Consider the following 26,278-nt stretch of genomic DNA (forward strand, 5'->3'; position numbering starts at 1 on the left):
GTTAAGCGTTGGTATATTTGAACGATTCTGCCGCATTAGACATGATCCAATTTCTACCCGTGTTTCGCTTAATTTTATTTCTCTGTTTACTGCCTTTTGTTGATGCCGCTGCCCAGTCGGGGCGGGTCCGTATGAGCGGCAGCGTACAGTCCAATGACCACCACGTGGTAGCCAATGCTACGGTAACGGCCGTGCACGTGCCGAGCGGCACTCGCCGTAGTACGGTTAGTGACGCCGGCGGGAGCTTCGCCCTTACTAATCTGCCAGCCGGTGGTCCATACAATGTCCGTGTTGAACAGGAAGGCTATACTCCAAAGGCAGTGGAAGGCTTGACGCTTACGGCCGAGAAGCCTGCCGAATTCACCTTTATCTTAAATAAACCCGGGGCTACTGCGCCGGCTCCCAAGCCAGTAACGCCGCCGGCGGTGCGCCGTTCCTACGCGCCCTTGCGCGGTGGTGGAGCGCCAGAGTCGTCTTTTCCGGCCTCAGCCAGTGCAGCTCCAGTACCAGTAGCCACGGCTTACGCACCTAACCGCTATCCGCGTTACTACGCACATAAGCCAGCGGCAAAGGGAGCGGCGCCGGTAGTGGTGGGCCACTACGACCCCAAGAGCGGCAATTACATATACGAAACCGGAGCACCCACCACGCTGAAGCTGCCCAATGGGAGCCGCATCGAGGGTGTGGGCGTCAACTCTATAGAGAGCCACTTGCACCGGTTTCTGAGCGACCCAGCTGCGCAAGTGGATACTATCGACCTCACCCACGGCTGGTTGAATTTCGACCGCGTGTATTTCGATACCGGTAAGGCTACCCTCACCAAAGAATCGATGGCGCAGCTGCGCAACGTGGCTGCCCTGATGCGCGCCTTCCCGCAGGCCCGTGTGAAGCTGGGCGGCTACACCGACAGCCTCGGTACTTACAAAGTCAATAAGCAGCTAAGCGAGGCCCGCGCCCAGACGGCCTGGGCCATGCTCGTCGAAATGGGCATCAGCCCGCGCCGCATTGATGCGCGGGGCTATGGGCCGCGCTACGCTATTGCACCCAACACTACCGAGGAGGGCCGGGCTATGAACCGCCGCCTCAGCATCAAGGTGCTGGAAAAATAGAAAATTAGCTCAACGCAAAGCGCCGCCCTGTAATGGGCTTTACATGGGCGGCGCTTTGTCTTTTAGCCTTTTATACCGCAGCTTGATAGGCGGCCCGAAACGTAGCTATGGCCCGTTCACGGGCAAACTTATGGTCGACCATCGGGGCTGGGTAAGCCGGAGTGCCGTACTCCGGTACCCAGCGTCGCACGTATTCCAGCCTAGGGTCGTACTTCTGCAGCTGCGAGTCGGGGCTGAATACCCGAAACCACGGCGCCGCTACCACGCCGGTGCCCGCTACCCATTGCCAGTTGCCCACGTTCAGGGCCAAGTCGTAATCGAGGAGTTTTTCGCCAAAATACCGCTCGCCCCAGCGCCAGTCAATCAGCAAGTGCTTGGTCAGAAAGCTGGCCGTAGCAATGCGGGCCCGGTTGTGCAGAAAGCCCGTCTGGTTCAGCTCGCGCATGCCGGCATCGACCAAGGGGAAACCGGTTTGCCCCTCGCACCACCGCCGGAATTCATCTTCGTTGTTGCGAAAGGCTACGTGACGTAAGCGTGGGTTATAACTTTCTTCGGCTGTATCGGGGTAGTGCCAGAGCAACATCATGTAGTAGTCGCGCCACACCAGCTCGGCCAGCAGCTTCTCGTTGAACTCCTGGGCCTGCCGCATCAGCTCGCGTACGCTCAGGGTGCCAAAGCGCAGGTTTACCGAGCGGCGCGTGCTGCTGTTCACCAAGCCCAGCCGGTCGCGCGAGACGTGGTAATTGCGCACCAGCTCGGGTTCCGGCAGCTCGGCAACCGGGACGTACTGTTCATATCGTTCGAAACCCATGGCTGCCAGCGTCAGGCGCTCCGGCACCTCGGGCAACTTGCCCAAGCGCTCAGCCTTGACCAACGGGGCGGAAGGGTAGGAGCGCAACGATTCGGGCTTCAGCGCCGCCAGCCATGTGTCGCGGTACGGCCCGAAGCTTTTGTGGGTGGTGCCGGATTTGGTTAGGATTTCGTCCTTGGCGAAGATGACCTGATCTTTCACAGCCGTGAAGGTCACGCCAGCCTCTTGCAGAAAAGCTGCTATTTCCCCGTCGCGCCGCTTAGCGTAGGGCTCGTAGTCCTCGTTGGTAAATACCGCCCCGATGGCGAACTGGCTAAGCAACTGACGAAATACCTCGACCGGGCGGCCATAATATGCCAGAAAGGTGCCTCCAGCGGCTTCTGTCCGCTGAGCCAGGCGCTCTACTTCATCATATATGAAGGTGATGCGTGCATCGTGCGGCCGTGGCAAGTGGTCAAGAATATCGGTGTCGTAGATAAACAGCGGCACCACCGGCAGGCCACTTCGCAGGGCAGCCGCAAGGCCGGCGTTATCGTGCAGGCGCAGGTCGCGGCGGTGCCAGAACAGGGCTATGCTGCTAGACATGAGTTTCCAGGCAGGAGAAAGAAGTAAACAGCTTGATAGAAAACAGACCCAAAGGGTATAGTAGGTACAACAGGAGCGCTGAGGATATGAGGCTCGCAGCTCCTGCCTACCTGTTTTGCCACTTACTTCAGCGTAGAATAGCCTCCATCCACGCGAAGCACCTGCCCGGTCATGAAGCTGGCTGCATCGGAAAGCAGGAATGTGGCGGCTTCGGCAAGGTCGGTAGGTAAGCCTACGCGCTGCAATGGGTGGCGCTTGGCACCGGCCTCCTGCTTTTCGGGGGTATTGAGCAGGGCGGCGGCTAGGGGTGTGGCGGTAAGGGACGGCGCCAAAGCATTTACGCGCACACCACTGCCGGCATATTCGGCGGCTAAGGAGCGGGTAAGGCCCTCAACTGCGGCTTTGGCAGCGGCAATGCTGGCGTGAAAGGGCATACCGTTATAAGCAGCAACGGTGCTAAACAGCACTACCGAGGCTTGGTCGGCTTTTTTCAGGCGTTTGATGCAAGCTTGCAGCACCTGCACGGCGCCCACCACATTCACCTCGTAATCCTGCCGGAACTGCTCGGCGCCAAGGCGCTCAAACGGCCGAAGCAAAATGCTGCCGGGGCAGTAAACCACGCCGTGCAGCACCTCGGGCAGGGCTTCGAGGGCAGTAGCCTGAAATTGCGTGACATCCAAAGTAAAATGGGTGGCACCGAGGGCCTGCAGCTCATCGGTCTGCTGACGAGAGGCGGTAAAGAGTGTGGCGCCCTGCTTGTGCAGCAGGCGGGCCGTGGCCAGACCGATGCCCGACGAGGCACCAACGACCAGAATGGTTTTGCCGGAAAAATCCATGCCCTTGGGTTGAGTTGCGGAACGGGCAAACAACCCCGCCACTGCCGTAAGGTTTGTAGCGGCGTTAGAGGAGTAAAGGCGGGAAGAACCCTTTTGTTAATAAATATTTACTAGCGAGCGGCTTTGCTAGTCGATTTTGCAACAGGTGTCAGATTTTTTGATAGCATATAACTTGCTTTAAGTCAATATGCTCTTGCTTGATTAGTATATATTAAAGACGCAAAAATGGTGTGCGTGTCGAGGATCAAGCTCGACCTAAACACGGCCATTTCCGTAGCTTCGGACCAACCTGCCTCATTCCCCTCATTCCCACAACCGAGTTATGAACATCCGCAAACTACTCGTCGCCAACCGCGGTGAAATTGCGATTCGCGTGCTGCGCGCTGCCACCGAATTGGGCATCCAAACCGTCGCCATTTACACCTACGAGGACCGGTATTCGCTGCACCGCTACAAGGCCGACGAAGCCTATCAAGTGGGCCGTGACGAAGATCCGCTCAAGCCGTACCTGGACATCGAAGAAATTCTGCGGGTGGCCAAGGCCAACGGCATCGATGCTATTCACCCGGGCTATGGCTTTCTCTCGGAAAACGCCACGTTTGCCCGGCGCTGCGGCGAGGAAGGCATCACCTTCGTAGGCCCCCGCCCGGAGGTAATGGAAGCCCTCGGCGATAAAGTAGCGGCCAAGCGCGTAGCGGTGGAATGCAAAGTGCCCATCATCCAAAGCAGCGAGCAAGACCTGACGGATTTTGAAACGGCCCTGACCGAGGCGCACCGCATCGGCTACCCGGTGATGCTGAAGGCGGCCTCGGGCGGTGGCGGCCGCGGCATGCGCGTCATCCGCGACGATGAGCAGCTGGAAAAGGGATTTTTCGAGGCCCGGAATGAAGCCAAGAAGGCCTTCGGCGACGACACGGTATTTCTCGAAAAATTCGTGGAGCGGCCCAAGCATATCGAGGTGCAGATTGTGGCCGACATGCACGGCAGCATCGTGCACCTCTACGAGCGCGACTGTTCCGTGCAGCGGCGCTACCAAAAAGTGGTGGAAGTGGCCCCGTCGCTGAACCTGCCCAACCACATGCGGCACCTGCTTTACGACTATGCCTTGCGCATTTGCCGTGCCGTGAATTACAACAACGTGGGCACCGTGGAATTTCTCGTCAACCCCGAGGAAGACCGCATCTACTTTATCGAAGTAAATCCGCGCATTCAGGTAGAGCACACCGTAACCGAGATGATTACGGGGGTGGACCTGATCAAAACCCAGATCCACATTGCCGACGGCCGCAAGCTGTCCGACCCCGTAATCGGCATCGATAACGGCGAAAAGCCCCTGAAAGTCGGCTACGCCATTCAGTGCCGCATCACCACCGAAGACCCCGAAAACGACTTCAAGCCCGACTACGGCACCATCGTGGCGTACCGCTCGGCGGGTGGTTTCGGCATTCGTCTGGACCAGGGCTCGGTGTACCAGGGCGTGAAGATTTCGCCCTTCTTCGATTCGTTGCTGGTGAAAGTATCGGCGCACGCGCCCACGCTGGAAGGCGCCGCTCAGAAGATGCAGCGCACCCTGGATGAGTTCCGGGTGCGCGGGGTGCACACCAATATCCAGTTCCTGCAGAACATCATTTCTCACCCTGTATTCGTGGGCGGGGAGGCCAACGTGGACTTTATCAAAGACCACCAGGAATTGTTCCGCTTCAAGCCGCGCCTCGACCGCGGCACGCGTCTGCTGGAATTCCTCGGCGACTTGATCGTGAATGGCAATGTCGACGTGAAGGGCCTCGTTGATCCGAAACGGGAGCTGCCCAAGCCTACGCTGCCGCACTACGACCCCACCGGGCCCATGCCAGCCGGTACCAAGCAGAAGCTAACTGAGCTCGGGCCCGAGGGCTTTGCCCAGTGGCTGCGCGCCGACAAGCAGATTCACTATACCGATACCACGTTCCGCGACGCGCACCAGAGCCTGTTGGCTACCCGCATGCGCTCCTTCGACATGCTGAAGGTGGCCGACCGCTACGCCCGCATGCACCCCCAAACGTTCTCCATGGAGGTATGGGGTGGCGCCACGTTCGACGTGGCCATGCGCTTTTTGCACGAGGACCCCTGGGACCGACTGGCCAAAATCCGCGCCGCCGTGCCCAACATCCTGTTGCAGATGCTCATCCGTGGGGCCAACGGCGTAGGCTACAAAGCTTACCCCGACAACCTCACGGAGCGCTTTGTGCAACAAGCCTGGGAAACCGGCGTCGATGTGTTCCGCATTTTCGATTCGCTGAACTGGATGAAGGGCATGGAGTCCTGCATCAGTTTCGTGCGTAACAAAACCGAGGGCTTGGCCGAGGCTGCCATCTGCTACACGGGCGACATTCTGGATCCTAAACGCAACCAGAAGTACAACCTCGATTATTACCTGCGCTTGGCCAAGCAGATTGAGGAGGCCGGCGCGCACATTTTGTGCATCAAGGACATGGCCGGCCTGCTGAAGCCTTACGCCGCCACCGAACTGGTCACTGCCCTGCGCGACACCGTGGGCATTCCGATTCACCTGCACACCCACGACACGTCGTCGTTGCAGGCGGCTACTTACCTGAAGGCCGTAGAAGCGGGAGTTGATGTAATCGATGTGGCCCTGGGCTCATTGTCAGGCCTGACGTCGCAGCCCAATTTCAACTCCGTGGTAGAGATGCTGCGTGGCACCGAGCGCCACCGGGAGTACAACCAGGAGAGCCTAAACGAATTCTCAAACTACTTCGAGACCGTGCGGGATTACTACTACCCGTTTGAATCGGGCCTGAAGGCGGGCACTTCGGAGGTGTTTCAGCACGAGATTCCCGGCGGGCAGTACTCCAACCTTCGCCCGCAAGCCGCCGCGCTGGGCCTGCTCGATAAGTTCGAGCTGATCAAGAAGACCTTTGCCGACGTCAACGAGCTATTCGGTGACATCGTGAAGGTGACGCCTTCGTCGAAGGTAGTGGGCGACATGGCGCTGTTCCTCGTCTCCAACGGCCTAACTGCCCAAGACGTCCTGACCAAAGGCGACACCATCAGCTTCCCCGAATCGGTGCGCGACCTGCTGCGCGGCGACATCGGACAGCCCGAAGGCGGCTGGCCAGCAGAACTGCAGAAGGCTGTGCTCAAAGACGAGGCCCCCTTCACGGACCGTCCCAATGAGCATCTTGAGCCCATCGACTTTGAGAAGGAGTGGGAGCGGTTCCAGGAAAAGTTTGGCCCTGGCGCCCGCTTCACCGATCTGCTCTCGTGGCTGCTTTACCCGAAGGTATTTGAGCAGTACTGGAAGCACCTGCAGCAGTACGGGGATGTATCGGTGGTGCCTACGCGTGTATTCTTCTACGGCCTGAGACCCGGCGAAGAAACCATCATCGACATTGCCCGCGGCAAGAGCATCATCGTGCGCCTGCAGTCAGTGGGAACGGTGAATGACGATGGCTGCCGCACCATATTCTTCACGCTGAACGGGCAGACGCGCAACCTTGAAATCCGTGACCGGTCTGTGGAGGTAAAGACGGTATCAAACCCCAAAGTCGACAAGAACAACCCCCGGCAGATTGGAGCGCCGTTGCAAGGCTTGCTGTCCAAAGTGCTGGTAGAGAACGGTCAGAAGGTGAAGCGCAACATGCCTTTGTTTATCATCGAAGCCATGAAGATGGAAACAACCATTACGGCAACCGAAGATGCTAACGTGCTGGCTGTTAACTTAGGCGAGGGTACTTTGGTAAATACCGATGATTTGGTGTTGACTCTTAGTGAACTGGCTCCACAAAGTGTAAACTAACCTGCCGTTGTAGCGATGAAAACCGTCGGGCTCCTTGTACTGCTGCTGGGTACAGCACCGGCGCTGGCTCAGCAAACCGGCGCCCAGTCGGCTGTGCTTAGCAGTGGTCAGCCCGGGGCCGACAACCTGAGGTCATTGGGTAACCTAGGAAATTTCTCGACGGGCATGGCTTTCGACAACAGCTATGCCGAGCTCAAAGGAACTCCCTACACGGTGCCCCGTTGGCTCCCCGGCGTGGTGTACCTGCGCCGCGGCGTACAGGCCAACGATGCTTCGCTGAAGTATGATGCTTACGCGCAACGGCTGTTGGCTTTACGCTCCGCCAAGGACTCTATTATGGTGGACCTAAGTCAGGTAGACCGTTTTGTACTGATCGACACGCAACCGACAACCGGTGGTGGGACCACTCAGCGTGAACGGTTATACCAGCGCCTATCCGACGCTACTGTTGCCGTCAAAGAGGCTTTCGTGGAAGTGCTTTACACCCGTCCTGAAGGGAGCTATACATTGTATAAGCTACCGCGCAAGCGCCTGCTCAAAAAGCCTGCTACTCCGCGAGGTTTCGACACCGGTCGCAATTACGACGAGCTGATCGACGTATCGGAACTATACCTACGGGTGCCTGGGGGCAAGCTGGAGAAGGTGAAAGCCAATCAAAAAGCATTGGAGGCAGTATTGCCCTCCGCCGATGCGCAACGGCTGCAGCAGCTCAAGCTCAACATCAAAACGGAAAATGACCTGCGCGAAGCTATAGCAGCACTTGATGCTAAGCCGTGATAAAGCCACAGACGTTAGCCCCACAAAAGAACCGGCCACGTTGCTCACGTGGCCGGTTCTTTTGTGGAGTTAGCGCCAAGTGAGTGGCTGACTTCCTTGCTCACCGGGTTTGCAAAACGTTTGAATCTGGAATGGGCGGTGGCCGTGAGGTAGGCACCTAAAAGTTTGTATATAGGGCAACAGGTGCTAAGTTGCAGCGTTTCTCCATGCTATCAGGCCCTTACTCCAATGATTATTCCCTGCTCTGCTCGACTTACACTTTTGGTATCGGTGGGCTGTCTGCTACTAACCACCTCGGCCTTGGCTCAACAAGGCGGGCGAGTAGCACCTACTAATCCGGCTAACCTTAACAAGACCAACATCCACACCAACGAATTTCAAACTTTCTTCTCCTTTGACCACCGGTATGCGGGCGTGCAAGGCTCGCCATACCTTACTCAAGGCTGGACACCGGCCAACATTGTGCTGACGGACAAGCGCTACGTGGAGAACGTGCCGGCCCGCTACGATGTATACCGGCGTTACTTGATTATCCGGCCCAACGGAGGTAAAGATTCGCTGTGGCTGGATGCTACTCGGGTAACGGAATTTGTGCTGGCCCCCGCACTGCCCGGACAGGACAGCCGGGTGTTTCGTTTGTTTGTCGATGCGCCCGATGTTAGTCAACGCAGCGCATTTGTGGAGGTGCTACATCAAGGACCAAGCTACGCGTTGCTCAAACTGCCGCGCAAAAATTTGATTAAAGCCGATTATCAGGGCAGCTATTCCAGCGACCGTCGTTTCGATGAATTCGTGGACCGCTCGTCCTATTTCCTGCGCCGGCCGGATGGCAGCGTTGCCGAGCTGAAGCTTACCCGTAAAGGTTTGCTGTCGGCGGCTCCGGCTCTACAAGCTGAGCTTAGTTCGGTCAAGGGGGACGTCAAAACGGAGCAGGACGCAATTGATATGCTTCGTGCGGTTGATAAAGCGAAATAGCAGATTGCAAAAGCTTGCAATGAAAGCGCCGTTGCCGGGAGGTAGCGGCGCTTTTTAGTGTAGGTATACCGCTTGGAACCGGGCCACAACGCTGCCCTCCGTACTGCCAGAATAAAGTCGCAGGGTATCACCGCTTATTTGGAAATGACTGGCGCGGTTTAAGGCATCAAGGAAGCGGGTCTCCTGAGTCATTCGTGGACAAGCCATCCGCGTGGAAGCCAAGCCTGAAAAGCGAATTTGGGAAGGGCCCGATTGCTCAAAGGGGCCAAAAAAGCGGTTACAGCCTGCAAATCCTTCAACCCGGGTTTCATCGTTGCGCAGTAACAGAAACTGCTCCCGCTCATTGGCGGCGAGTGGGCTTACAGGCTCGTCGCCAAGTTGATGAAGCACCCAGCGCGTATTACGCAGAGGGGCATCGGGATACGCAGCCGTGGGTACCTGTTCGGGCGCCGAAGCAGAGCGGCAAGCACTGGCTAAGGCAAGCAGAAGCAAAGAAATACTCAGGCGCATGAGTTTAGGTAAGTTGAATTATTACCTGGCTAAACTCTGGCCATAAGCTTCGGGTTTGATTAAATCAGCTTTGTAATCATTCATAACGTGGTTATGGTACTGCTAGTATTGCTTCACCGCGTGCCGTGTCGTTGGGTGACCTTGTTGGACCAATACCCGCAACGATACGCTGCTTAACGGGGCCTACAGCTAATAACCACCAAACCGCTAAGAGTAGTAAGTATAACGTGGCTAGATGAGAGAGGGTATTCGGTCCAATCGGAAACCCTAAAAGCTGCCGGGCAGGGTGTGGGGAAGAGGAGTATCCTCGGGCTTGGCAGGTGCCGGCGGCACTACTGATTGGATCAGCTTCGATTCGTGCGAGTCCGTTCCCTGCTCCGAGGACTGAATGAATAACTTGCTGTACGCCTTAGCGAAGGACTGCGCTCGGGCCTCTGGCTCAGTGGCGCTTTGAGCCGCGGGGTAGCGCGGAGCCAATGGTTCAGGGTCGCCAAAGCCTGTTATGGTACGGCGGCTGATGGACGGAGCCGTTTGCGCATGTGCCGTGGCGTAACCTATCAGCAGGAGGGCAAATAACAGGGCAAAGCGAAGAAGAGTATAAGGCATGTAGCTGGATTAAGCTTTGTCGAGATGGGACAAAACTAGGTTTATTGTCTATTGCCCGTCAATCACACGATGATGTGAATTCGCTAAGGCCTCGTCAGAAGTCACCGAATTAGCGTGGCAAACGCATGCTGAATCCTGCGCCAAACGAATTGCCTCCAATACCGGATAGCGTGCGCCCAGCTGTTATATCCAGCCGCAGGCCAGGCATCGGAAGCCAATTTAGCCCCACGGCTGTGCCATGTGTGTAGGCCGAACGCCCTAAACCGTAACCCTCGGCAAAGAAGCCAAACCGTTTGCCTATTGGGCCATTGATGGCCAAGGTGTACAAAAACTGGCCTTGCTTGGTATCGGCAGCCCGAAAACCGCTCTGGCTGAAACCTAAATTACCCTCTAGGCCAAACCGCTGACCCAACTGCTGCGACACAAGCACGCGAGCTGCAGCTACAGGTTTGATGAGGTTCAAGGATTTGTCGCCGGTGTTAGGCAGTGTAAGCTCAGTAAGTGCTACCACTTGCGAGCGTGCATCCTGATTGGTAGAAGCTAGCCACTTGGCGCCCACAGTTAGGGGCATTAGCCCTGCCGGCATAGGTCGGTTGGCTTCGCCTACCGGGCGCGGCGAAGAGTGTTGGAAGGCCTGCGTGAGGCGCAGCTCCATGTGGTTGAAGAAGCCAATGCGCACTAAGCTGCTGGAGAGGGTGCGGGCTATACCGCTGGTGGGCAGTTGGCGTTGGGTGCCAAGCTCTACACCAAACTGTCCCGGCCGGAGCATGCTGGTGGTTATCGTCTGGCCGGGGCGGTCGGGCCGGATGTTGCGCACGAAGGGTGCGTCCTGATTGACGCTTGGGTCCGAGGTCTGAGCTAAAATGGGGCTAGTCCCGCCCGCTACAAGGGCACCGGTCAGCAAGAATGTGATGCGCATGCAGTTCCGACAGTAACTCCAGAGCTTCCGTTCAATAATAAGATCATCAAAAGGTTATTATTGTGATTCAAGTGATTAATGGTATTTATAATTGGTTTATTCAAAGAATATAGTTTGGGCTAGCAAGCTTTGCCGAGCTTTGGGCCGTGGCAAGCCTTTGTACTATTTGCCGCCCTCATCGCATGAAATCATTTTACTCGCTACTGGTAGCAGGCACGCTGTGGGCTGTGCTCATGCCGCCAGCCCAGGCACAAAGTGTCGCCGCTGATACGCTGTCCCCCTGGAAAACCAAGTTCAAAGCTTCGTTGAACGTCAGTCAGGCGCTGCTGTCAGATAACTGGAAGGGCGGAGGCGTCAGCTTCATTGGGCTGAACTCCTTGCTTAATAGCCAGGCCAACTACCGCTCCGGCCGCAACAGCTGGGACAATCAAGCCGATATGCTATTTGCCTTTGCCAACAACAAGGGTCAAGGCTACCGCAAAAACCAGGACCGAATCTTTCTCGACACGAAATACGGCTATGGCATTAGCTCCGACTGGAGTCTGTTTGCTTCGCTGAACCTGCTCACGCAGTTTGCGCCGGGGTACGAGTACGATAAAGACGCCGCTGGGAACGACCGGGCGCGCTTCGTGTCTTCTTGGTTTGCGCCGGCGTTTATCACTTCCGCTTACGGCTTCGAGTACCACCCCGCTACCTATTTCAAGCTGCGGCTAGCACCGTTTTCGCCGCGTATCACCATCGTCAACGACCCCGAACGATTCGTGGCGACGGTGGGCGAGAATCCCTATGGCGTGAGGCCGACTAGGCAAGTGCGCTACGAGATACTGGCGGCGCAGGTCTTGTCGGAATTAGATAAAGAAATCATGCAGAACGTCAACCTAAAAGCTCGCTACGTACTGTTTGCGAACTACGAAACGCTGGCATTTCGTAAAATAGACCACCGACTGGAGCTAGCCTTTACGGCTAAAGTCAACCGTTACGTGAACGTGGCTCTTACCGGCATAGGCCTGTACGACTACGACCAAGACCGAAAGATTCAGGCCAGCCAAGCGCTGTCGGTGGGCTTCCTCTATACTTTCCAAAACCACCCCGACGAAAAGAAATAAGCTAAAAAGGATAAAGAAAAGCGGCGTGCTCAGGTGCTTTTTACCTGGGCACGCCGCTGTGTTTCGTAGGGTATCGAAGCCCATAATGGGCCGGCTTCAAGGCATCGAAATGGTTCCGGTTTTGCCAGCGAAGCGTTGCAGGCTGAATTTGACGTCGGGGATATCTTTCTTGAAGCCGCATGGCAGTCTTGTCAAATGTGCAAGACGGTAAGATCGGAGCTGCTATTGCTAGTTGGCCGGGGCGAGCCGATAACTACTGATTTACTATGCTATGGCATTCGTGTAGGAGGGCGTATGCACCCAGCAACCGCCCGACTGGTGCGTTGGGCGGCTGCTGGGTGTCAGGCTAATCTAGCGGTAGCTGCGGTTGTGGCGGTCATCGTAATCGTTAGAGCCGCGGCCTTGGCCTTGATTGCGGTCGTCCTGGTCGTCGCGGTTGTCGTGGCCGCGGTTGGTGCGGTTACGGCTGTTGTCGTCGTAGAGCGAGCTGGAGTAGTCATTGCCGTAGCCAAACTCGCGGCGGCTGTTGCGCTGGTCCCGGTCGCCGCGACGATCATCCCGCTCTTGGTAACGCCGGTCGTCGCCTTGACGTCGGCGGTTTTGGTCTTCTTGATCGTAGCTGCCCTGGTACGGGTCGTGGCCGCGGTCAGAGTAGCCCCGTGAGTATTGGTCGCGGCCGCGGGAAGCTTCATGGCCGTGCACGCGGGCATCGTCGCGGTCATGGTCGCGCGGAGTGATGCCACCGGGGCGCTGGTGCTGGTAGTTGATGTAGCCCGGCGCGCTGTCGTCGCGGTAGGTAGCGTACTGGCGACGGTCGTTGTCGTCGGGGTAACCCCGAAACTGAGCGTTGTCGCGGCGGTAATACTCAAACTCGCCGGTTTGGGAGCGGCCACCACGGTTGCTGGCGTCGGCACCGGAATTGCCACGGTTGTCATTGTAGCTGCGGCGGTCCTGCTGGCCGTAGCGGTCCTCCTCGCGCGACTGGTGCGAACCGGGCCGGTGCTGGTTCAGGGCGCCGTGGCCGTCGTTTTGGCCGTAAGCCCCAATGCGGTCGGAAGCTGCGTACGTAGGGTGGCTTCGCTCACTGGGCTTGCTGCGCCCGTAGGTGCGCTCTTCGTACGATTCGTTAGTGTCGTCGCGGCGAATGTCGTGATGGTGCCGGTATTGGTTGCGGCCGCCTTCTTCGAAGTCGTCGGTGCGGAGTTTTTCGCGGTTGGGCATGGGAATATGGATTTTGGTTGATCCATTCTTTTACCCTGCTCCAAAGCCGTTTGTTACAGCTATCTGCAAGCTCGACAGCGCTTTAACTGAGTTGTGCCGGCATGGGTTGCGGTTCCAGGGCCAGTTGAATTTCAGCCGTAAACCGGGCGCGAAAAAGAGCATCGGCCGCCAGCTCAGGATGCTCTTGCAGGAAGGCATCGGCCAACAAATCAGCAATTTCATCGGCGGGCAACAGCTCCCACAGCACCGCCGGAAAACGCCGGGTCCAGCGTTCGGCGCCAGTAGCCCGGCAGCTCAGCGCTACCACCAAGTAGCCGGGCGCGGATTCGATGCAAACGGTAACGATGGAAGACGTCATGCGGCAGCAAATGAGCCACCAAGTAAGCAATTATATGGGAAGGTTGAGGGGCACGGTTTGAGCCCCGGCTTGGGGTAGCCGAAACAAAAAGCCCCCCGCGAAACGCGGAGGGTTTTCCTTCACTAACCAAACCAAAAATTATTAGGCCGTAGCCAGTTGTCGTTGTTGCGGCTCCAAGTCGTCAGATGGCGGGCCGTATTTGCTATGCTCGGCGCGGTAGGCGCGTTCGAAAATCAGAGGGAAGATGAACAGTGTGAGCAGAGTACCCGTGATAAGCCCGCCGATTACCACAATGGCCAGTGGCTTAGAGGTTTCGGACCCGATGCCGGTGCTCAGCGCTGCCGGTAATAGCCCAATGGTGGCCATAAGGGCCGTCATGACCACTGGCCGGATTCGGGTTTTCACTCCGTTGTAAAGGCTGTCGTCGAGGCTTGCCTTTTTCAACATGTTCTGCTTGAAAACCGAGATAAGAATCACGCCATTCTGAATACAGATACCAAACAAGGCGATGAAGCCAATGCCCGCCGAGATGCTGAAGTTGGTGTGCGTGATAAGCAGCGAGGCAATGCCGCCGATGATGGCAAAGGGAACGTTCAGCAGCACCAGCCCGGCGTCTTTTAGGTTGCCAAACAAGATGAAGAGGATGAAGAAGATCAGGCCGAGTGAGACGGGTACCACCTGCATGAGGCGCTGGGTGGCCCGGCGCTGGTTTTCAAAGTCCCCGGTCCACCTCATGGAGTAGCCCTTGGGCAGCGTTACTGCCTGCTCCACCTTTTTCTGGGCCTCTTCAATGGTCGAACCCATGTCACGGCCGCGTATTGAGAATTTCACGGCGGCGAAACGCTTGTTATCGTCGCGGTAGATAAGCGACGGACCGGTTACGGGTGACACGTGCGAGATTTCCGAAATAGGAATCGTTTTGCCCGCTTGCGTGGGCACCATCAGGCGGCTGATCTGGGCTGGCGTTTGGCGGTAGGGCGCTTCGTAGCGTACACGCACCGGGAATTTCCGCTCGCCCTCATACAGTTGGGTAGCTTGTTTGCCGCCCACGGCCATTTCCAGCACGGCGTTGGCGTCGGCTTTGCTCACACCGTAGCTGGCCATGCGCTGCTCATCCAGCTCCACGTGCAGCTCGGGCTGCCCGATGTTCCGCAGCAGGCCCAGATCGTCGATACCGGCTACGCTTTTTAGTACATTGTATACTTCTCGGGCCTTGCCCTCCATCAGCCCCAGATCAGTCCCGTAGATCTTTACCGCAATCGAGCCTTTTACGCCGGAAGCAGCCTCCTCCACGTTGTCCATGATGGGTTGGGAGAAGTTGAACACCACGCCCGGGTAGCGCGCCAACTTACGCTTCATGTCCTCGATGAGGGCCTCGCGGTAAGCGGCCTTCTTCATCTTGTTTTGAACTTCCTTGGTGTGCTTTATCTGCACCAGAAACTCATTGTTGTAAAAGCCCGTGGGGTCGGTGCCATCGTTGGGGCGGCCGGTTTGGCTGACCACGTCCGATACCTCGGGATAAGAAAGAAACACCCGGCGCATGTCGTTGCTGAGCTTGTTGGATTCGTCCAGCCCAATGCTCAAGGGCAGCTGCGCCCGCACGTAGATAGAGCCTTCGTTCAGCTCGGGCAGAAATTCGGAGCCTAGCAACTTAAAAGCACCTAAGCCTACCGCCACCACTATCGTCGCTACCAGAAGGCTCAGGGTTTTGTGACCATAAGTAAGCCGAAACATGCGTAAGGCGCCGCGGTTGATGCCGCGCACAAAGAAGTTCTCTTTTTCCACCACGTTTTTGCGCAGCAGAATACTGGTGAGCACCGGTACCAGCGTGAGGGTGAAGATGAGCGCGCCAAGCAGGGCGAAGCCCAGCGTCCAGGCCAGGGGCGAAAACATCTTGCCTTCCACCTTCTCGAAAGCGAAAATGGGCAGCAGAGCGGTGATGATGATGGCTTTGGAGAAGAAGATAGCCTTGCCCATCTCCCGGCCGGTCTTCTTGATGAGCCCCAGCTTGGCGACGTTGTTGAAGCGCTCCATGCCCATCTTATGAGCTTTGTGGTCGAGGGCCACGAAGAGGCCTTCCACCATCACCACGGCGCCGTCGATGATGATACCGAAGTCTATCGCCCCCATCGACAAGAGGTTGGCCGACATGCCCTTCAGGCGCAAGCAAATGAAGGCGAAGAGCAGGGCCAGCGGGATAATTACCGACACGATAACCGTGGTGCGCCAGTCGGCCATGAACAGAAACACAATCACTGTCACCAGCACAATGCCCTCGAGCAGGTTGTGAATCACCGTTTCGGTGGAGAAGTCGATGAGTTGCTGCCGGTCGTAGAAGGTCTTGATTTGCACACCGCGGGGCAGAATCTTTTCGTTAAGCTCCCGCACTTTCTCCTGCAGGCGGGCAATGACCTCCGAGGGGTTTTCGCCCTTGCGCATCACCACAATGCCTTCCACCTTGTCGTCCTCGAGGCCGCGACCCACCTTGCCTAGGCGGGGTAGGGCCGACTCTTGGACCCGGGCCACGTTCTGAATCAGAATGGGAGCCCCGTTCACGTTCTTGATGACGGTGTTGTTGATATCGGCAATGTTGTTTAGCAGGCCGATGCCGCGCACCACGAAATTTTGCTGACCGCTGTTGATGACGTCGCCGCCCACGTTGATATTAGACCGTTGGATGGCTTCGTACACTTCCAGCGGCGTAATGGCGTAAGTCTGCAGCCGGGTGGGGTCCACGCTGATTTCGTAGCTCTTCACCTCGCCGCCGAAGCTGTTCACATCGGCCACGCCGGGCACGGCCTTAAGGTTGCGCTCCACCACCCAATCCTGAATGGTTTTAAGCTCCCGCACGGTTTGCGTCTTGCTTTCCAGCGTGTAGCGGTAGATTTCGCCGGTAGGCCCGTAAGGAGGCTGCACCTCCGGGTCGATGCTATCCGGCAGGTCCACGGCCATCAGGAGGTTGTTTACCTGCTGACGGGCAAAGAAGTCTTCCACGCCATCGTCGAAAATGACCTTCACCACCGATAAGCCGAAAAGTGAAGTGGAGCGCACGCTCGACTTCTTCTGCACCGGGTTCAGTGCTATTTCGATGGGCGCCGTGACAAACTTCTCGATTTCTTCAGCGGAGCGTCCGGGCCACTGGGTAATGATGGTGATTTCCGTGTTGGTGACGTCCGGAAACGCCTCAATGGGCGTGTTGCGGTAGCTGACTACGCCGGCCACAATGGTCACCGCCGTCATCAGAAACACAAACCCGCGGTTTTTCAGAGAAAAGGCAATGATGCCTTGGATGAACTTATTCATGCTTTTCCGGCTGGCAAAGGCAGTGGGCGGGGTGTTTTAGCACCGGAGCAGGTTCGGTCGGCGACGAGGCTGGCAACGCAGCTTCGGCCGTGGCGGGCGCGGGGCTGGCAAGGCGCAAGCCCCATTCGGCCAGCGTAAAGGGGGCGGCCATTGCGGTGCTCAGGCGCAGTCCCCAGGCGTCCAAGTCTGAGCTAGTCATTCAACTCGTTGTAGACAAGCAACTGATTTTTGCTGATGATAACCTCGCCCTCCTTCACGCCCGACTCCACGTAGCTCGTGCCGGATACCGACTTGAGCACCTTCACCTCGCGCGTGTCCACGTGTTTCCGGTCGCGGTACACCATCAGGAAGTGGCGGTCCTTGTCGAAAAGGATGGCCTCGGCGGGCACCGCCAGCATGCGGCGGTTCTCGGTGTTGAGCACCTTTACCTGCGCGTACATCTGCGGCTTGAGCAGAAAATCGGGGTTCTTGAGCCGCACCCGCACTTTCATCACTTTCGCGTCGGGGTCGAGCACATTGAACACCTTGTCGATGTGGCCCTGGAAGTGCTTGTCGGGGTAGGCAAGGGTGGTCACGTCGGCGGTGTATCCCTCCTTGACCTTCGATATGTCCGATTCGAACACGTTGGCCATGATCCACACATCGTCCAGGTTGGCGATGGTGAAGAAGTGGTCCACGTTCTCGTTGGTATACTGCATGCTTTCGGTCACGTTTTTCTCCGTGATGAAGCCCGAGATGGGCGCCCGCACAGCGTATTTGCCATCAGCCGTCACGCCGTACACGCCCATCTGCTTGCGCGACTTGCCCACGTTGCTCTCGGCTTTCTGCAGCTCCTTCCGGGCCAGTACCACCTCGCGCTCCGAGGCTAAACCTGCCTGAAACTGATCCTCGGTGACGGCCAAGTTCTTGCGCGCAATGTCCAGGTCGGTTCCGGCGGTGCTGCTCTGGTTTTGCAGGTCGGCTATTTCGCCCGAACGCACGATGGCCAGCACCTGTCCCTTCTGCACGTAGTCGCCGAGCTCTACACGCAAGTCTTCCACCACACCGCCTACCAGTGGAAATACCTTGGCGGTACGGTCGCCGTTGGACAAGATCTGGCCCGAAAGCGTGAGTTCGGCGCGCACCGGCTGAGCGTGCACCGTGTCCAGCTTGATTTCGCGCAGCATGGTATCGGAAAGCGTGAAGCCTTCCTGAGATGCGGGCGCCGTGGCCCCGGAGTGGGTGCAGGCCGAGAAGCCCGTGAGCACACCGAGCAGCGCGACAGGGGAGAGGCAGGAAGCAAAGCGGTTCATGGTAGAGAAGTAGGTTGACACGGATGTCAATGGCGAAAAGCTGGTTTACTGGGCGGGTGTAAGCACCGGGCGGCCCACGGCGTAGTTCAGCTGCTCGTAGGCCCGGATGCGGTTGTTGGTGCGCTCGTTGCGCTGCAGCAGGTTTTCCTTGTAGCTCTCGTAGTAATCCAGAAACTCCGCGATGGTGATGTTGCGGCGGGCGTAGCTCTGCTCGATGCCCTCGATAAGGCGGTCGAAGTCGTTGACGCCCCGGTCAGTGCCCTCAGCCAGCTGCTCAGCCTGCCGGGCCAGTTCGTAAGCCTGCTGTACCTCGGCGCGCACCTGCAGCTGCTGTTGCTGGAGCTGCAGCTTGCTGCCTTCCAGCTGGGCTTGGGCGGTGCGCACGTTGCCCTGGTTGCGGTTGAAGATGGGCACGGCCACGCCCAGCGTCACGGCATTGTAGTTCTGGATGTAGGAGCCGGCGCGGTCATACACGTAGCCCAAGGCCAAATCGGGCGCAGCAAGGGCACGTTGCAGCCGTAGGTTCTCCTGCTGCTGCTGTTGATGGGCCTGGCGGGCGCGTACATCGGCCCGGAAAGCCTGAGCCGAGTCGGCCAGGGTGCTGATTTCTGGCGCCTGGCGCAGCGACAAGGCCCGGATGGCAGTTACTGACACCCGCGGCTGGTAGTAGGCAGCTGCGTTATCGGCCCGCAGCAGCACGTGCAGGTCGGTTTGGTCCTGGGCAATGTCGCGCAGCAGGTTTTGCCGTTCGGTTTCGAGGTCGAAAAGAAAGGCCTTCAGGCGCACCACGTCCTTTAGGGCAATGTTGCCCTTCTGGTGTTGCACTTCGTACAGGCCGACGGTGCGGCGGAAGGCCGCAATCTGCTGATCGTACACCCGCAACGACTGCTGCTTGAAGTACAGGTCGTAGAAAGTGGTGCGCAGCTGAAAGCGTAGTGTACGCAGCAGGTCCTGAAGCGTAAACTGCTCGGCCAGTGCCGCTTGTTGCGCCACGCGGGCGGCCGCTTTGCGCCGACCTGCAATGGCAAATAGCTGCTGCACCTGCACGATGCTCTGGCCGGTTTTGGTTACGTCGAAACGCTTGCCGGTCTGCGGGTTGTAGGTGTTCTGCTCCAGTGAAATCACCGGGTTGTCCCACAGCCGAGCCTGCAGAATCTGGGCTTCAGCCGCCGATACATTGTAGCGCTGGGCCAGCAACGTAAAGTTCTGATCGATGAACTGGCGCTCGGCCTGAGCTAACTCGAGCTGGACGGTATCGACCGGAGCGGCGGCGCGGGCCGTAGTGACCATCAGCAGCAGGCCCGCAGCTAATGAAAAGATGCGGAAAGGAGCGAAATGCATGCGTCGGAGAAATAGACGCTACAAGTCTAAGCCTACGCTATTAGGAGCGAATTAGAGTTGGATTAGAACACGATTAGAATCGGAAGTATTCTCAAAAAAGGCCCTTCGCAGCTGAAAAACAGGCTTGGGTTTGACTTCCTGTTATTGGCAAGAATCAATAAATGAAAAGTGCTATTGACTTGTCTGGTTGAATATTATCTCGGCCTGCGTGCCCCCGCCCGGTCTTGGCCGGAGCTCCAGACCACCGCCGTGCCGTTGCACGATGTTGCGGGCCAGTGGTAAGCCCACGCCGTGGCCAACTACATTGCGCGCATTATCACCGCGGAAAAACGGCTGAAACAGCCGGGCGTAATCCTTCTCTGTGATGCCAATGCCACGGTCGAGTACCCGCAGGTGCATGGCCCCTAATTCGTAATCAAACTGCAGTTGGACTGGCTCCTCGAGAGGCGAGTATTTCAAGGCATTCTCCACAAGATTGCTGATGGCTCGCAGCAGTAGCGGCCGGCTGCCGCGCACCACCAGCTGTTCAGCCTCGGCTGGCAGCTGACCCATGTGTACCTGCACCCGGGGGCGCTGGTCGGCGGGGAGGGCGTCGCGCACTTCCCATAGCAGCTCATCCACGCGCACTTCCTCCGCACTTGGTACATCCATGGTATCGGTTTGGGCGAGTTCCAGCAAGTTGTTAACCAGCACCCGAAACTGTTGAAGCTCCGTCAGCACCGAGGCCAGGGCCTCTCGGTACGCCGGGGCATCCCGCTCGCGGGCCATCAGTACTTGCAGCTCACCGATGGTGGCCGTGAGCGGTGTCCGTAGCTCGTGGGAAGCATTGCGCACGAAAGTGCCCTGGCTTTCAAAACGGTCTTCGAGCCGCTCCAGCATGCGGTTGAAGGTGCGGGCCAGGCGGGCTATTTCGTCGGGTTTGTCGGTGGTGCCTTCCTGCAGGCGCAGGTGCAGGTCGCGGGCCGTAATACGGTCCACATTGTCGTTGAGGTCGGCGATGGGAGCGAGGGCGCGACCGGCAAAGAATCGGCCGGCGGCGTACGTGATAATCAGCCCGATAACAAATAACGTAGCCAGCGAATACGCCATGTACCTCATACGGGCCTTGCCGAAGCCATTTTCAGCTGCCGCCACGATGATATAATCGCCTTGGTTGTCGCTGTAAAATAGGCCCACGGCCTGGCGAGAGCCGATGGTGAAAAACACCTCCTTCTCAGCCAGAATCTGAGCCAGAATCTTTTCTGACAACTGTATGCGGCGGTCTTCCTGCAAAAATCGGGGCTGCAGCCGGGCGTCGTAAACCTGCAGCACTTCGGTGGGCAAAGTCTGCAGGAAACGCTTTTCGAAGTCCCGAAAGGCACTGGCTCGCATTTCGTCGCGCTCCAGAAATATATAGCCAGTAATGTTGGCCCGGTCGCGCAGGCGCAGGTTGAATTGATCGTGCGTGTACTGCGCATGCAGCACCAGCGTGGCCGACAAGGTGCCCAGCAGAATGATAGCTACCAAGCCTAGGAACTGCCACGTGAGGCGGTTGCGAATGGTCAAGACGAAGGAGGCTGTGTGGATTCAAAAACACCAAGCCCGAGCCGCGAGAAGAAAAGCCGCAGGCAGGCGCGAGTAACTAAAGCTCGGAATTTCGGCCCAAAGGATGGCCTGTGCAGCGCTTATTTCAGGGCTCTTCCCGCATCACATAGCCCATGCCCACCACCGTGTGAATGAGCTTTTGATCGAAAGGCTTATCGACTTTGTTGCGCAAGTAGTTGACGTAGACGTCGATAATGTTTGAACCCGAGTCGAATGATTCTTCCCACGTATGCTCCGCAATTTCGGCCCGGCTCAGTACCCGGCCTTTGTTGCGTAAGAGCAGTTCCAACAGGTTGAATTCCCGCGCCGTAAGTTTCACGGGCTTCCCGGCTCGGCTTACGGTTTTGGCAGCGGTATCCATCGCCAGATCGGCCAGTTCCAGCGTGGCGCCTTTGGTTACTTGGCTGCGGCGCCGGGTTAGGGCACGTACCCGGGCCAGCAGTTCCGGAAAGTCAAACGGCTTGACTAGGTAATCGTCGGCGCCGGCATCAAAGCCCTCGAGCTTGTCGGTAGTGGTGCCCAAAGCAGTGAGCATCAGTACTGGAATGTGCTGATCGTGCGTCCTGATGGCCTTAAGTACCTCAAAGCCGCTCATGCCCGGCAAAATGACGTCGAGAATAATCAAATCATAGGCGTTTGCCAAAGCTAGTCGCCGCCCAAAGTTGCCATCGTAGGCAACTTCTACTTCGAAATGCTCTTCTTCCAACCCTTTGCGTATGAAAGCCGACACCTTCGGCTCGTCTTCGACGAGGAGAATTTTCATAAAGGAAATGAAGCGGGCTGAAGAAGCGTGATTGACTAAGCTCGGTGTGTTTTCTGGGCAAACAGCTCCTTAGCCGATGCACAAAATTGGCAAAGCTGTGGTTTATGGTGGCTCAACGAGTTCTGTCTGCTGACCGCCGAAGAGCTTGCCAACTGGTGTTGAATCCTGTCAAGGCCATTTCCATTTACGACGCGCCGTTGTGGCAGGCTTGCCGGTGATGCTTAGGGGGCATAGTGCCAAAGCTGCCGTAAAAGTGGCGTGCCAACAGTTTGGCTCGCTCGTTGTTAAAACTTTGCAAGCAACACGACCTTTCCTGCTTGCTTGATCCACAAGAAAAGGCCAGCACTAACGGCTAGCCTTTTCCACGCTATTGCAACTTCAGACGTAGCGTGACCGTTTAGTCGTCCTCGTAGTCCAATCCTAACAGCTGGTTTAGTGCCTGCTGCAACTCAGACGCCGCGTGCATCTGGCCGGCACGGCGCGCCACGGTGAGGCCCGAACGGAATATTTGTTCGGCTTCAGCAGCCTGCCCCAGTTCCTGCTGGAGCTTACCGGCGTGGTAATACGTTCCCACGTAGTCGGGGTGCACGGTGAGCAGCTGCTGGTAGTAGTGCCAAGCCTTTTCCCGGTCGCCAGCCGAGCGGTATTCCGTGGCAATGGCGTAAACCGTAAACGGGTCGTTAGGGTCTTCTTCGTAGAAGGCCAGCAGTTGTTGGAGGCGGCTAGGCGAGGTTTCCATCGGCAGGATTTTCCAGTATCTTCGGCCCGAAATTAGGGGCTTTCCCACATCTTTTGACCTATAAGCAGACCTGATGAAGTTCCTCGTTTGCATCAGCAACGTTCCCGACACGACAACTAAAATCACTTTCACGCCTGACAACAAAGAGTTGAACAAGGCGGGAGTGCAGTTCGTGATTAACCCGTGGGACGAATATGCGCTGACCCGCGCCATTGAGCTCAAAGAACAACTCGGCGGCACCGTAACGGTTCTGAACGTTGGCGAAGCCGACACCGAACCCAATATTCGCAAGGCACTAGCCATTGGCGCCGACGACGCCATCCGCGTCAACGCCAAGCCGACCGACGCTTTCTTCGTGGCGCAGCAAATCGCGGCCGTGGCCAAAGACGGCGGCTACGACCTCATTCTGATGGGCAAGGAAAGCATTGATTACAATGGTTTCCAAGTACACGGCATGGTGGGCGAACTGCTCGGCATTCCAACGGTGGCACCGGCCATGAAGCTGGATGTGAACGGCAACACCGCTACGCTGGAGCGCGAAATCGAAGGCGGCAAAGAAATCGTAGAGGTGCAGACGCCCTTCGTCGTTTCGTGCCAGGAGCCCATGTGCGAGCCCCGCATCCCGAACATGCGCGGCATCATGACGGCCCGCACCAAGCCTTTGAAAGTGGTGGAAGCCGCTGGCCAGGGTGCTGCTACAGAAGTTACGGAGTACGCTCTGCCGCCCAAAAAGCAAGGCGTGAAGCTTATCCCGGCCGAAAGTGCCGGCGACCTGATCAAGCTGCTCCGCAACGAAGCCAAGGTAATCTAACTCAGAACCGAGATTGTAGAGCTTAGAACTTAGCGCTTTGTCGCTAGTTCTTATTAAGCAGCTGAATAAGCCGGTTTTATCCTCCTTTCAGCTCCGAGCTCTTACTTCTAACCTCTCCGAAAATGTCCGTACTCGTAGTAGTAGAATGCGATAAAGGCGAAGTAAAAAAGTCTTCGCTGGAAGTGGCCTCTTACGGGGCACAAGTAGCTCAGGCCATGGGCACCACCGCCACGGCTATTGCCGTTGGCGAAGGCTCGGAGGCCAGCCTGGCTCAGCTAGGCGAGCAAGGCATCAGCAAAGTGCTGTATGACAACGATGCCCGCCTGAAAGATTTTGTAAACGGTGCTTACACCAAGCTCATCGCCGCGGCAGCTGAGCAGGAACAAGCTCAGGTGATTGTACTAGCCAACTCCAACGTAGGTACTTCGGTAGGCTCGCGCCTAGCCGTGCGCCTGCAGGCTTCGTTGGCCACCAACGTAGTGGATTTGCCCCGCATCGAGGGTGGCAAGTTCATTGTGAAGCGCGGTGCTTACTCCGGCAAAGCCTTCTCTGATGTAGTGCTGCTTAACGACCGGAAGATCATCGCGCTGAAGAAGAACAGCCTGGAAGCCACCGCCAATGGCGGTCAGACCGCTCAGGTACAATCTTTCTCAGCTCAGCTGACCGATCAGGACTTTGCCGACGCGCCGAAGCAGGTAATCATGCAGGAGCAAACCGGCGGTGTGCCCCTGCCCGAAGCTGATAAGGTCGTATCTGGTGGCCGAGGCATGAAAGGCCCCGAAAACTGGCACCTCATCGAGGAGCTGGCTAAGGCACTGGGCGCGGCTACGGCCTGCTCAAAGCCGGTGTCGGACGTAGATTGGCGCCCTCACCACGAGCACGTAGGCCAGACGGGCATCACCGTATCGCCGAACCTGTACATCGCCTGCGGTATCTCGGGTGCCATTCAGCACCTGGCCGGGGTTAACTCGTCGAAGGTAATCGTGGTCATCAACAAAGACCCGGAAGCGCCTTTCTTCAAAGCGGCCGACTACGGCATCGTGGGCGACGTATTCGAAGTACTGCCCAAGCTGACCCAAGCCGTCAAGGAATTGGGCTAAGGACCAACGGAAGCAGGGTCTTAGAAATCGGTTTGTTTGCAAACTGATTTTTAAGACCCTGCTTCTTTTCTTTCATTTTCGTGCCACTAGCTTGAAGCCTTTGCTTTCTTTGCACGTAGTACGACTAGTTTGAGTCCTCCAAAACCAACACGCAGGTCCGCGTAAGCTTAGTCCCCCCTGACCCTTGAAAAAAATCCAGCTCGAAATACTGGGCTTGTCATCCAGCCAGTCGCAGTCAGGCTCGTTTGCCCTGATTTTGGGCGAGCGGCATGGGAATCGGCGCCTGCCCATCATCATCGGCATGTTCGAAGCCCAGAGCATTGCTATTCAAATCGAGAAGATAAATCCGAATCGGCCCTTGACACACGACTTGTTCAAGTCGTTTGCCGAGCAGGTGCACGTCACCATTCTGGAAGTGCTCATCTCTGATCTGAAAGAAGGCGTTTTCTATTCCAAAATCATCTGCTCGGACGGGGCTACCACGTTTGAGCTTGATTCGCGGCCTTCCGATGCCATTGCCATTGGTCTGCGTTTTGGCGTGCCGATTTATACAGTGGAAAGCGTCATGAGCGAAGCCGGCATCATTCTTTCCGACCTTGATGAAGGTGCGGAAGCCGATGATGAAGATGATGAAGACGAGGACGAAGATACCCCGCGCACCAAGCCTGAGGCCACCGAGCCCCGGGACCCCAGTGGGCAAGTTTCGCTCGATGAGCTAACGAAAATGCTGGCTCAAGCCCTGGAGCGTGAAGACTACGAGAAAGCCGCCAAAATCCGCGACGAACTCAACAAGCGCAACAACAAAGAGTAGAAGTTCAGGCTGGGTCTCGTACGCTTAAACGAGGTTACCACTAACTTACTTGACACTACGGCCCGTTTCCAATGCTTTGGGAACGGGCCGTTCTGTTTTGAGCTGGGCTGGAATGGACCGAACCTCGGTTTTGGTTACTTGCGAGGAAGCTACCGGTCGTGACTCCACGTACCGATGGTCAAAGAAACGGCCTAGGCCAAGTGTAAATAGCACGATGCCATAAAGTGCATGTTCCAGCCACACTAGGCGCAGGGAGCGGGTGCGGGCGTACGTTTGGGCGAAAAACCATCCTCCGATAAAGGTCAGCAGTACGGCCACCCAGTTTTGGTACACGAGGTGGAGCAAGGCAAACATGGCAGCGCTAACCCATACGCGTAGCTGCTTGGAAGGAAAAAGGCAGCGGTAGCGACTGAAGAAGAAGGCCCGGTAAATCAGTTCCTGTGGATATACTGACAATAAGGGATACAGCAGCAGAAGCAGCAGCCACGTCCATGGCTGTTGGCGGGGCAAATCGAGCCAATACTCGGGGTAGCGCAGTAGCACTAGCCCAGCCAGTAGCAGTAGGCAAGGCAGGAAACGACGCAGTAACCGACGAAGCTGTTTTTTTTCGCGTCGCACATTGGTAGGGCGCCAAAAAGCCAACTGACCGAATTTGCGGTGCCGCAGCAGCCACCACGTCGCGGCTACCGTGACGAGTAGGAGCAGGGCAGCCAGTACCGTGGGCTGCCACCAGATAACCAAGGCAATAGGCGCCAATACAAACAGTACGGTCCATTCAATCCAGAGAAGCAGCGTACTGGGCGCGGCTGAAAGAGCACTCATCAATGTAGGACTATGGACAGCGCCGCCGCGTCGGGCGTACCGGCGAGGTTCTGCCCCTACGTGGCCGTAATTCAGTAGACTTGTACCATTGCTTACGTAGCCT

The 26,278-nt window shown here is 57.2% G+C and carries 23 protein-coding genes; 8 read left to right on the forward strand and 15 right to left on the reverse strand.

The features are described 5' to 3' along the window. The first annotated feature begins 41 nt into the window (after nucleotides 1-41). A complete protein-coding gene (locus tag AC5FXY_RS04125; protein ID WP_493555369.1) occupies nucleotides 42-1,109 on the forward strand; it encodes an OmpA family protein in 1,068 nt (355 codons plus the stop codon). 70 nt (nucleotides 1,110-1,179) lie between these two features. Here the strand turns inward: AC5FXY_RS04125 and AC5FXY_RS04130 are convergent, their stop codons facing one another. Both AC5FXY_RS04130 and AC5FXY_RS04135 read right to left on the reverse strand, forming a co-directional pair. Continuing rightward, complete coding sequence (locus tag AC5FXY_RS04130) at nucleotides 1,180-2,505, reverse strand: cryptochrome/photolyase family protein (protein ID WP_493555370.1); 1,326 nt, start codon at nucleotides 2,503-2,505, stop codon at nucleotides 1,180-1,182. 122 nt (nucleotides 2,506-2,627) lie between these two features. Further along, nucleotides 2,628-3,341 (reverse strand): SDR family NAD(P)-dependent oxidoreductase, encoded by a 714-nt coding sequence (locus AC5FXY_RS04135; RefSeq protein ID WP_493555371.1) that lies wholly within the window; start codon nucleotides 3,339-3,341, stop codon nucleotides 2,628-2,630. 322 nt (nucleotides 3,342-3,663) lie between these two features. Between AC5FXY_RS04135 and AC5FXY_RS04140 the strand changes: the two genes are divergently transcribed. The 3 genes from AC5FXY_RS04140 (at nucleotide 3,664) to AC5FXY_RS04150 (ending at nucleotide 8,889) form a co-directional block, all read left to right on the forward strand. Further along, the gene (locus AC5FXY_RS04140) at nucleotides 3,664-7,137 is read left to right on the forward strand and encodes a pyruvate carboxylase (protein WP_493555372.1); all 3,474 of its coding nucleotides are present in this window, start codon (nucleotides 3,664-3,666) and stop codon (nucleotides 7,135-7,137) included. Between the two features lie 15 nt (nucleotides 7,138-7,152). Continuing rightward, nucleotides 7,153-7,914: a hypothetical protein gene (locus tag AC5FXY_RS04145; RefSeq protein ID WP_493555373.1), complete on the forward strand. Its 762-nt coding sequence runs from the start codon at nucleotides 7,153-7,155 to the stop codon at nucleotides 7,912-7,914. A 228-nt stretch (nucleotides 7,915-8,142) separates the two neighbouring features. Continuing rightward, the gene (locus tag AC5FXY_RS04150) at nucleotides 8,143-8,889 is read left to right on the forward strand and encodes a hypothetical protein (RefSeq protein WP_493555374.1); all 747 of its coding nucleotides are present in this window, start codon (nucleotides 8,143-8,145) and stop codon (nucleotides 8,887-8,889) included. 54 nt (nucleotides 8,890-8,943) lie between these two features. Here AC5FXY_RS04150 and AC5FXY_RS04155 read toward each other — a convergent pair whose 3' ends face one another. The 3 genes from AC5FXY_RS04155 to AC5FXY_RS04165 form a co-directional block, all read right to left on the reverse strand. Continuing rightward, on the reverse strand, nucleotides 8,944-9,399 hold the full coding sequence (locus AC5FXY_RS04155) for an META domain-containing protein (protein WP_493555375.1): 456 nt from the start codon (nucleotides 9,397-9,399) through the stop codon (nucleotides 8,944-8,946). 267 nt (nucleotides 9,400-9,666) lie between these two features. Further along, a complete protein-coding gene (locus AC5FXY_RS04160) occupies nucleotides 9,667-10,005 on the reverse strand; it encodes a hypothetical protein (RefSeq protein WP_493555376.1) in 339 nt (112 codons plus the stop codon). A 109-nt stretch (nucleotides 10,006-10,114) separates the two neighbouring features. Continuing rightward, a complete protein-coding gene (locus AC5FXY_RS04165) occupies nucleotides 10,115-10,924 on the reverse strand; it encodes a transporter (protein WP_493555377.1) in 810 nt (269 codons plus the stop codon). 182 nt (nucleotides 10,925-11,106) lie between these two features. On the opposite strand from AC5FXY_RS04165, the gene AC5FXY_RS04170 reads away from it, so the two are divergent. Next, nucleotides 11,107-12,030 carry a DUF3078 domain-containing protein gene (locus AC5FXY_RS04170; RefSeq protein WP_493555378.1) on the forward strand — a complete coding sequence of 308 codons (924 nt, stop codon included), beginning with the start codon at nucleotides 11,107-11,109 and terminating at the stop codon, nucleotides 12,028-12,030. Between the two features lie 351 nt (nucleotides 12,031-12,381). On the opposite strand, the gene AC5FXY_RS04175 is transcribed toward AC5FXY_RS04170, so the two are convergent. The 9 genes from AC5FXY_RS04175 to AC5FXY_RS04215 all read right to left on the reverse strand — a co-directional run bounded on the left by AC5FXY_RS04175 (nucleotide 12,382) and on the right by AC5FXY_RS04215 (nucleotide 22,631). Next, nucleotides 12,382-13,251 (reverse strand): hypothetical protein, encoded by an 870-nt coding sequence (locus tag AC5FXY_RS04175; protein WP_493555379.1) that lies wholly within the window; start codon nucleotides 13,249-13,251, stop codon nucleotides 12,382-12,384. 82 nt (nucleotides 13,252-13,333) lie between these two features. Beyond that, complete coding sequence (locus AC5FXY_RS04180; RefSeq protein ID WP_493555380.1) at nucleotides 13,334-13,609, reverse strand: hypothetical protein; 276 nt, start codon at nucleotides 13,607-13,609, stop codon at nucleotides 13,334-13,336. A gap of 141 nt (nucleotides 13,610-13,750) precedes the next feature. Continuing rightward, a complete protein-coding gene (locus AC5FXY_RS04185) occupies nucleotides 13,751-16,912 on the reverse strand; it encodes an efflux RND transporter permease subunit (protein WP_493555381.1) in 3,162 nt (1,053 codons plus the stop codon). Continuing rightward, nucleotides 16,905-17,111 (reverse strand): hypothetical protein, encoded by a 207-nt coding sequence (locus AC5FXY_RS04190; protein ID WP_493555382.1) that lies wholly within the window; start codon nucleotides 17,109-17,111, stop codon nucleotides 16,905-16,907. Before AC5FXY_RS04190 ends, AC5FXY_RS04185 begins: the two co-directional genes overlap by 8 nt. Next, nucleotides 17,104-18,204 (reverse strand): efflux RND transporter periplasmic adaptor subunit, encoded by a 1,101-nt coding sequence (locus AC5FXY_RS04195; protein ID WP_493555383.1) that lies wholly within the window; start codon nucleotides 18,202-18,204, stop codon nucleotides 17,104-17,106. Before AC5FXY_RS04195 ends, AC5FXY_RS04190 begins: the two co-directional genes overlap by 8 nt. Before the next feature lie 45 nt (nucleotides 18,205-18,249). After that, nucleotides 18,250-19,545 carry a TolC family protein gene (locus tag AC5FXY_RS04200; protein ID WP_493555384.1) on the reverse strand — a complete coding sequence of 432 codons (1,296 nt, stop codon included), beginning with the start codon at nucleotides 19,543-19,545 and terminating at the stop codon, nucleotides 18,250-18,252. A gap of 171 nt (nucleotides 19,546-19,716) precedes the next feature. Continuing rightward, a complete protein-coding gene (locus AC5FXY_RS04205) occupies nucleotides 19,717-21,090 on the reverse strand; it encodes a sensor histidine kinase (protein ID WP_493555385.1) in 1,374 nt (457 codons plus the stop codon). Nucleotides 21,091-21,214: 124 nt separating this feature from the next. Further along, the gene (locus AC5FXY_RS04210) at nucleotides 21,215-21,892 is read right to left on the reverse strand and encodes a response regulator transcription factor (protein WP_493555386.1); all 678 of its coding nucleotides are present in this window, start codon (nucleotides 21,890-21,892) and stop codon (nucleotides 21,215-21,217) included. 397 nt (nucleotides 21,893-22,289) lie between these two features. After that, nucleotides 22,290-22,631, reverse strand: a complete 342-nt coding sequence (locus AC5FXY_RS04215; protein ID WP_493555387.1) for a tetratricopeptide repeat protein — start codon at nucleotides 22,629-22,631, stop codon at nucleotides 22,290-22,292. A gap of 73 nt (nucleotides 22,632-22,704) precedes the next feature. Between AC5FXY_RS04215 and AC5FXY_RS04220 the strand changes: the two genes are divergently transcribed. The 3 genes from AC5FXY_RS04220 (at nucleotide 22,705) to AC5FXY_RS04230 (ending at nucleotide 25,353) form a co-directional block, all read left to right on the forward strand. Beyond that, entirely contained in the window at nucleotides 22,705-23,442 is a 738-nt protein-coding gene (locus tag AC5FXY_RS04220; RefSeq protein ID WP_493555388.1) for an electron transfer flavoprotein subunit beta/FixA family protein, read from the forward strand. Nucleotides 23,443-23,564: 122 nt separating this feature from the next. Next, nucleotides 23,565-24,542, forward strand: coding sequence for an electron transfer flavoprotein subunit alpha/FixB family protein (locus AC5FXY_RS04225; protein WP_493555389.1), 978 nt, complete (start codon nucleotides 23,565-23,567; stop codon nucleotides 24,540-24,542). Between the two features lie 184 nt (nucleotides 24,543-24,726). Then, nucleotides 24,727-25,353 (forward strand): bifunctional nuclease family protein, encoded by a 627-nt coding sequence (locus AC5FXY_RS04230; RefSeq protein WP_493555390.1) that lies wholly within the window; start codon nucleotides 24,727-24,729, stop codon nucleotides 25,351-25,353. A gap of 45 nt (nucleotides 25,354-25,398) precedes the next feature. Here the strand turns inward: AC5FXY_RS04230 and AC5FXY_RS04235 are convergent, their stop codons facing one another. Then, a complete protein-coding gene (locus AC5FXY_RS04235; protein ID WP_493555391.1) occupies nucleotides 25,399-26,175 on the reverse strand; it encodes a CPBP family intramembrane glutamic endopeptidase in 777 nt (258 codons plus the stop codon). Between the last annotated feature and the right edge of the window lie 103 nt (nucleotides 26,176-26,278).

It is taken from the genome of Hymenobacter sp. FMD4 (genome assembly GCF_058932745.1).

Excerpts from the sequence above, each read along its gene's own strand:
- AC5FXY_RS04190 (WP_493555382.1), bottom strand. The coding sequence starts at position 17,111 with ATGACTAGCTCAGACTTGGACGCCTGGGGACTGCGCCTGAGCACCGCA.
- AC5FXY_RS04125 (WP_493555369.1), top strand. The coding sequence starts at position 42 with ATGATCCAATTTCTACCCGTGTTTCGCTTAATTTTATTTCTCTGTTTA.
- AC5FXY_RS04160 (WP_493555376.1), bottom strand. The coding sequence starts at position 10,005 with ATGCCTTATACTCTTCTTCGCTTTGCCCTGTTATTTGCCCTCCTGCTG.
- AC5FXY_RS04155 (WP_493555375.1), bottom strand. The coding sequence starts at position 9,399 with ATGCGCCTGAGTATTTCTTTGCTTCTGCTTGCCTTAGCCAGTGCTTGC.
- AC5FXY_RS04225 (WP_493555389.1), top strand. The coding sequence starts at position 23,565 with ATGTCCGTACTCGTAGTAGTAGAATGCGATAAAGGCGAAGTAAAAAAG.
- AC5FXY_RS04180 (WP_493555380.1), bottom strand. The coding sequence starts at position 13,609 with ATGACGTCTTCCATCGTTACCGTTTGCATCGAATCCGCGCCCGGCTAC.
- AC5FXY_RS04185 (WP_493555381.1), bottom strand. The coding sequence starts at position 16,912 with ATGAATAAGTTCATCCAAGGCATCATTGCCTTTTCTCTGAAAAACCGC.
- AC5FXY_RS04200 (WP_493555384.1), bottom strand. The coding sequence starts at position 19,545 with ATGCATTTCGCTCCTTTCCGCATCTTTTCATTAGCTGCGGGCCTGCTG.
- AC5FXY_RS04135 (WP_493555371.1), bottom strand. The coding sequence starts at position 3,341 with ATGGATTTTTCCGGCAAAACCATTCTGGTCGTTGGTGCCTCGTCGGGC.
- AC5FXY_RS04220 (WP_493555388.1), top strand. The coding sequence starts at position 22,705 with ATGAAGTTCCTCGTTTGCATCAGCAACGTTCCCGACACGACAACTAAA.
- AC5FXY_RS04145 (WP_493555373.1), top strand. The coding sequence starts at position 7,153 with ATGAAAACCGTCGGGCTCCTTGTACTGCTGCTGGGTACAGCACCGGCG.
- AC5FXY_RS04175 (WP_493555379.1), bottom strand. The coding sequence starts at position 13,251 with ATGCCCAACCGCGAAAAACTCCGCACCGACGACTTCGAAGAAGGCGGC.
- AC5FXY_RS04140 (WP_493555372.1), top strand. The coding sequence starts at position 3,664 with ATGAACATCCGCAAACTACTCGTCGCCAACCGCGGTGAAATTGCGATT.
- AC5FXY_RS04165 (WP_493555377.1), bottom strand. The coding sequence starts at position 10,924 with ATGCGCATCACATTCTTGCTGACCGGTGCCCTTGTAGCGGGCGGGACT.
- AC5FXY_RS04170 (WP_493555378.1), top strand. The coding sequence starts at position 11,107 with ATGAAATCATTTTACTCGCTACTGGTAGCAGGCACGCTGTGGGCTGTG.
- AC5FXY_RS04210 (WP_493555386.1), bottom strand. The coding sequence starts at position 21,892 with ATGAAAATTCTCCTCGTCGAAGACGAGCCGAAGGTGTCGGCTTTCATA.
- AC5FXY_RS04235 (WP_493555391.1), bottom strand. The coding sequence starts at position 26,175 with ATGAGTGCTCTTTCAGCCGCGCCCAGTACGCTGCTTCTCTGGATTGAA.
- AC5FXY_RS04130 (WP_493555370.1), bottom strand. The coding sequence starts at position 2,505 with ATGTCTAGCAGCATAGCCCTGTTCTGGCACCGCCGCGACCTGCGCCTG.
- AC5FXY_RS04215 (WP_493555387.1), bottom strand. The coding sequence starts at position 22,631 with ATGGAAACCTCGCCTAGCCGCCTCCAACAACTGCTGGCCTTCTACGAA.
- AC5FXY_RS04150 (WP_493555374.1), top strand. The coding sequence starts at position 8,143 with ATGATTATTCCCTGCTCTGCTCGACTTACACTTTTGGTATCGGTGGGC.
- AC5FXY_RS04195 (WP_493555383.1), bottom strand. The coding sequence starts at position 18,204 with ATGAACCGCTTTGCTTCCTGCCTCTCCCCTGTCGCGCTGCTCGGTGTG.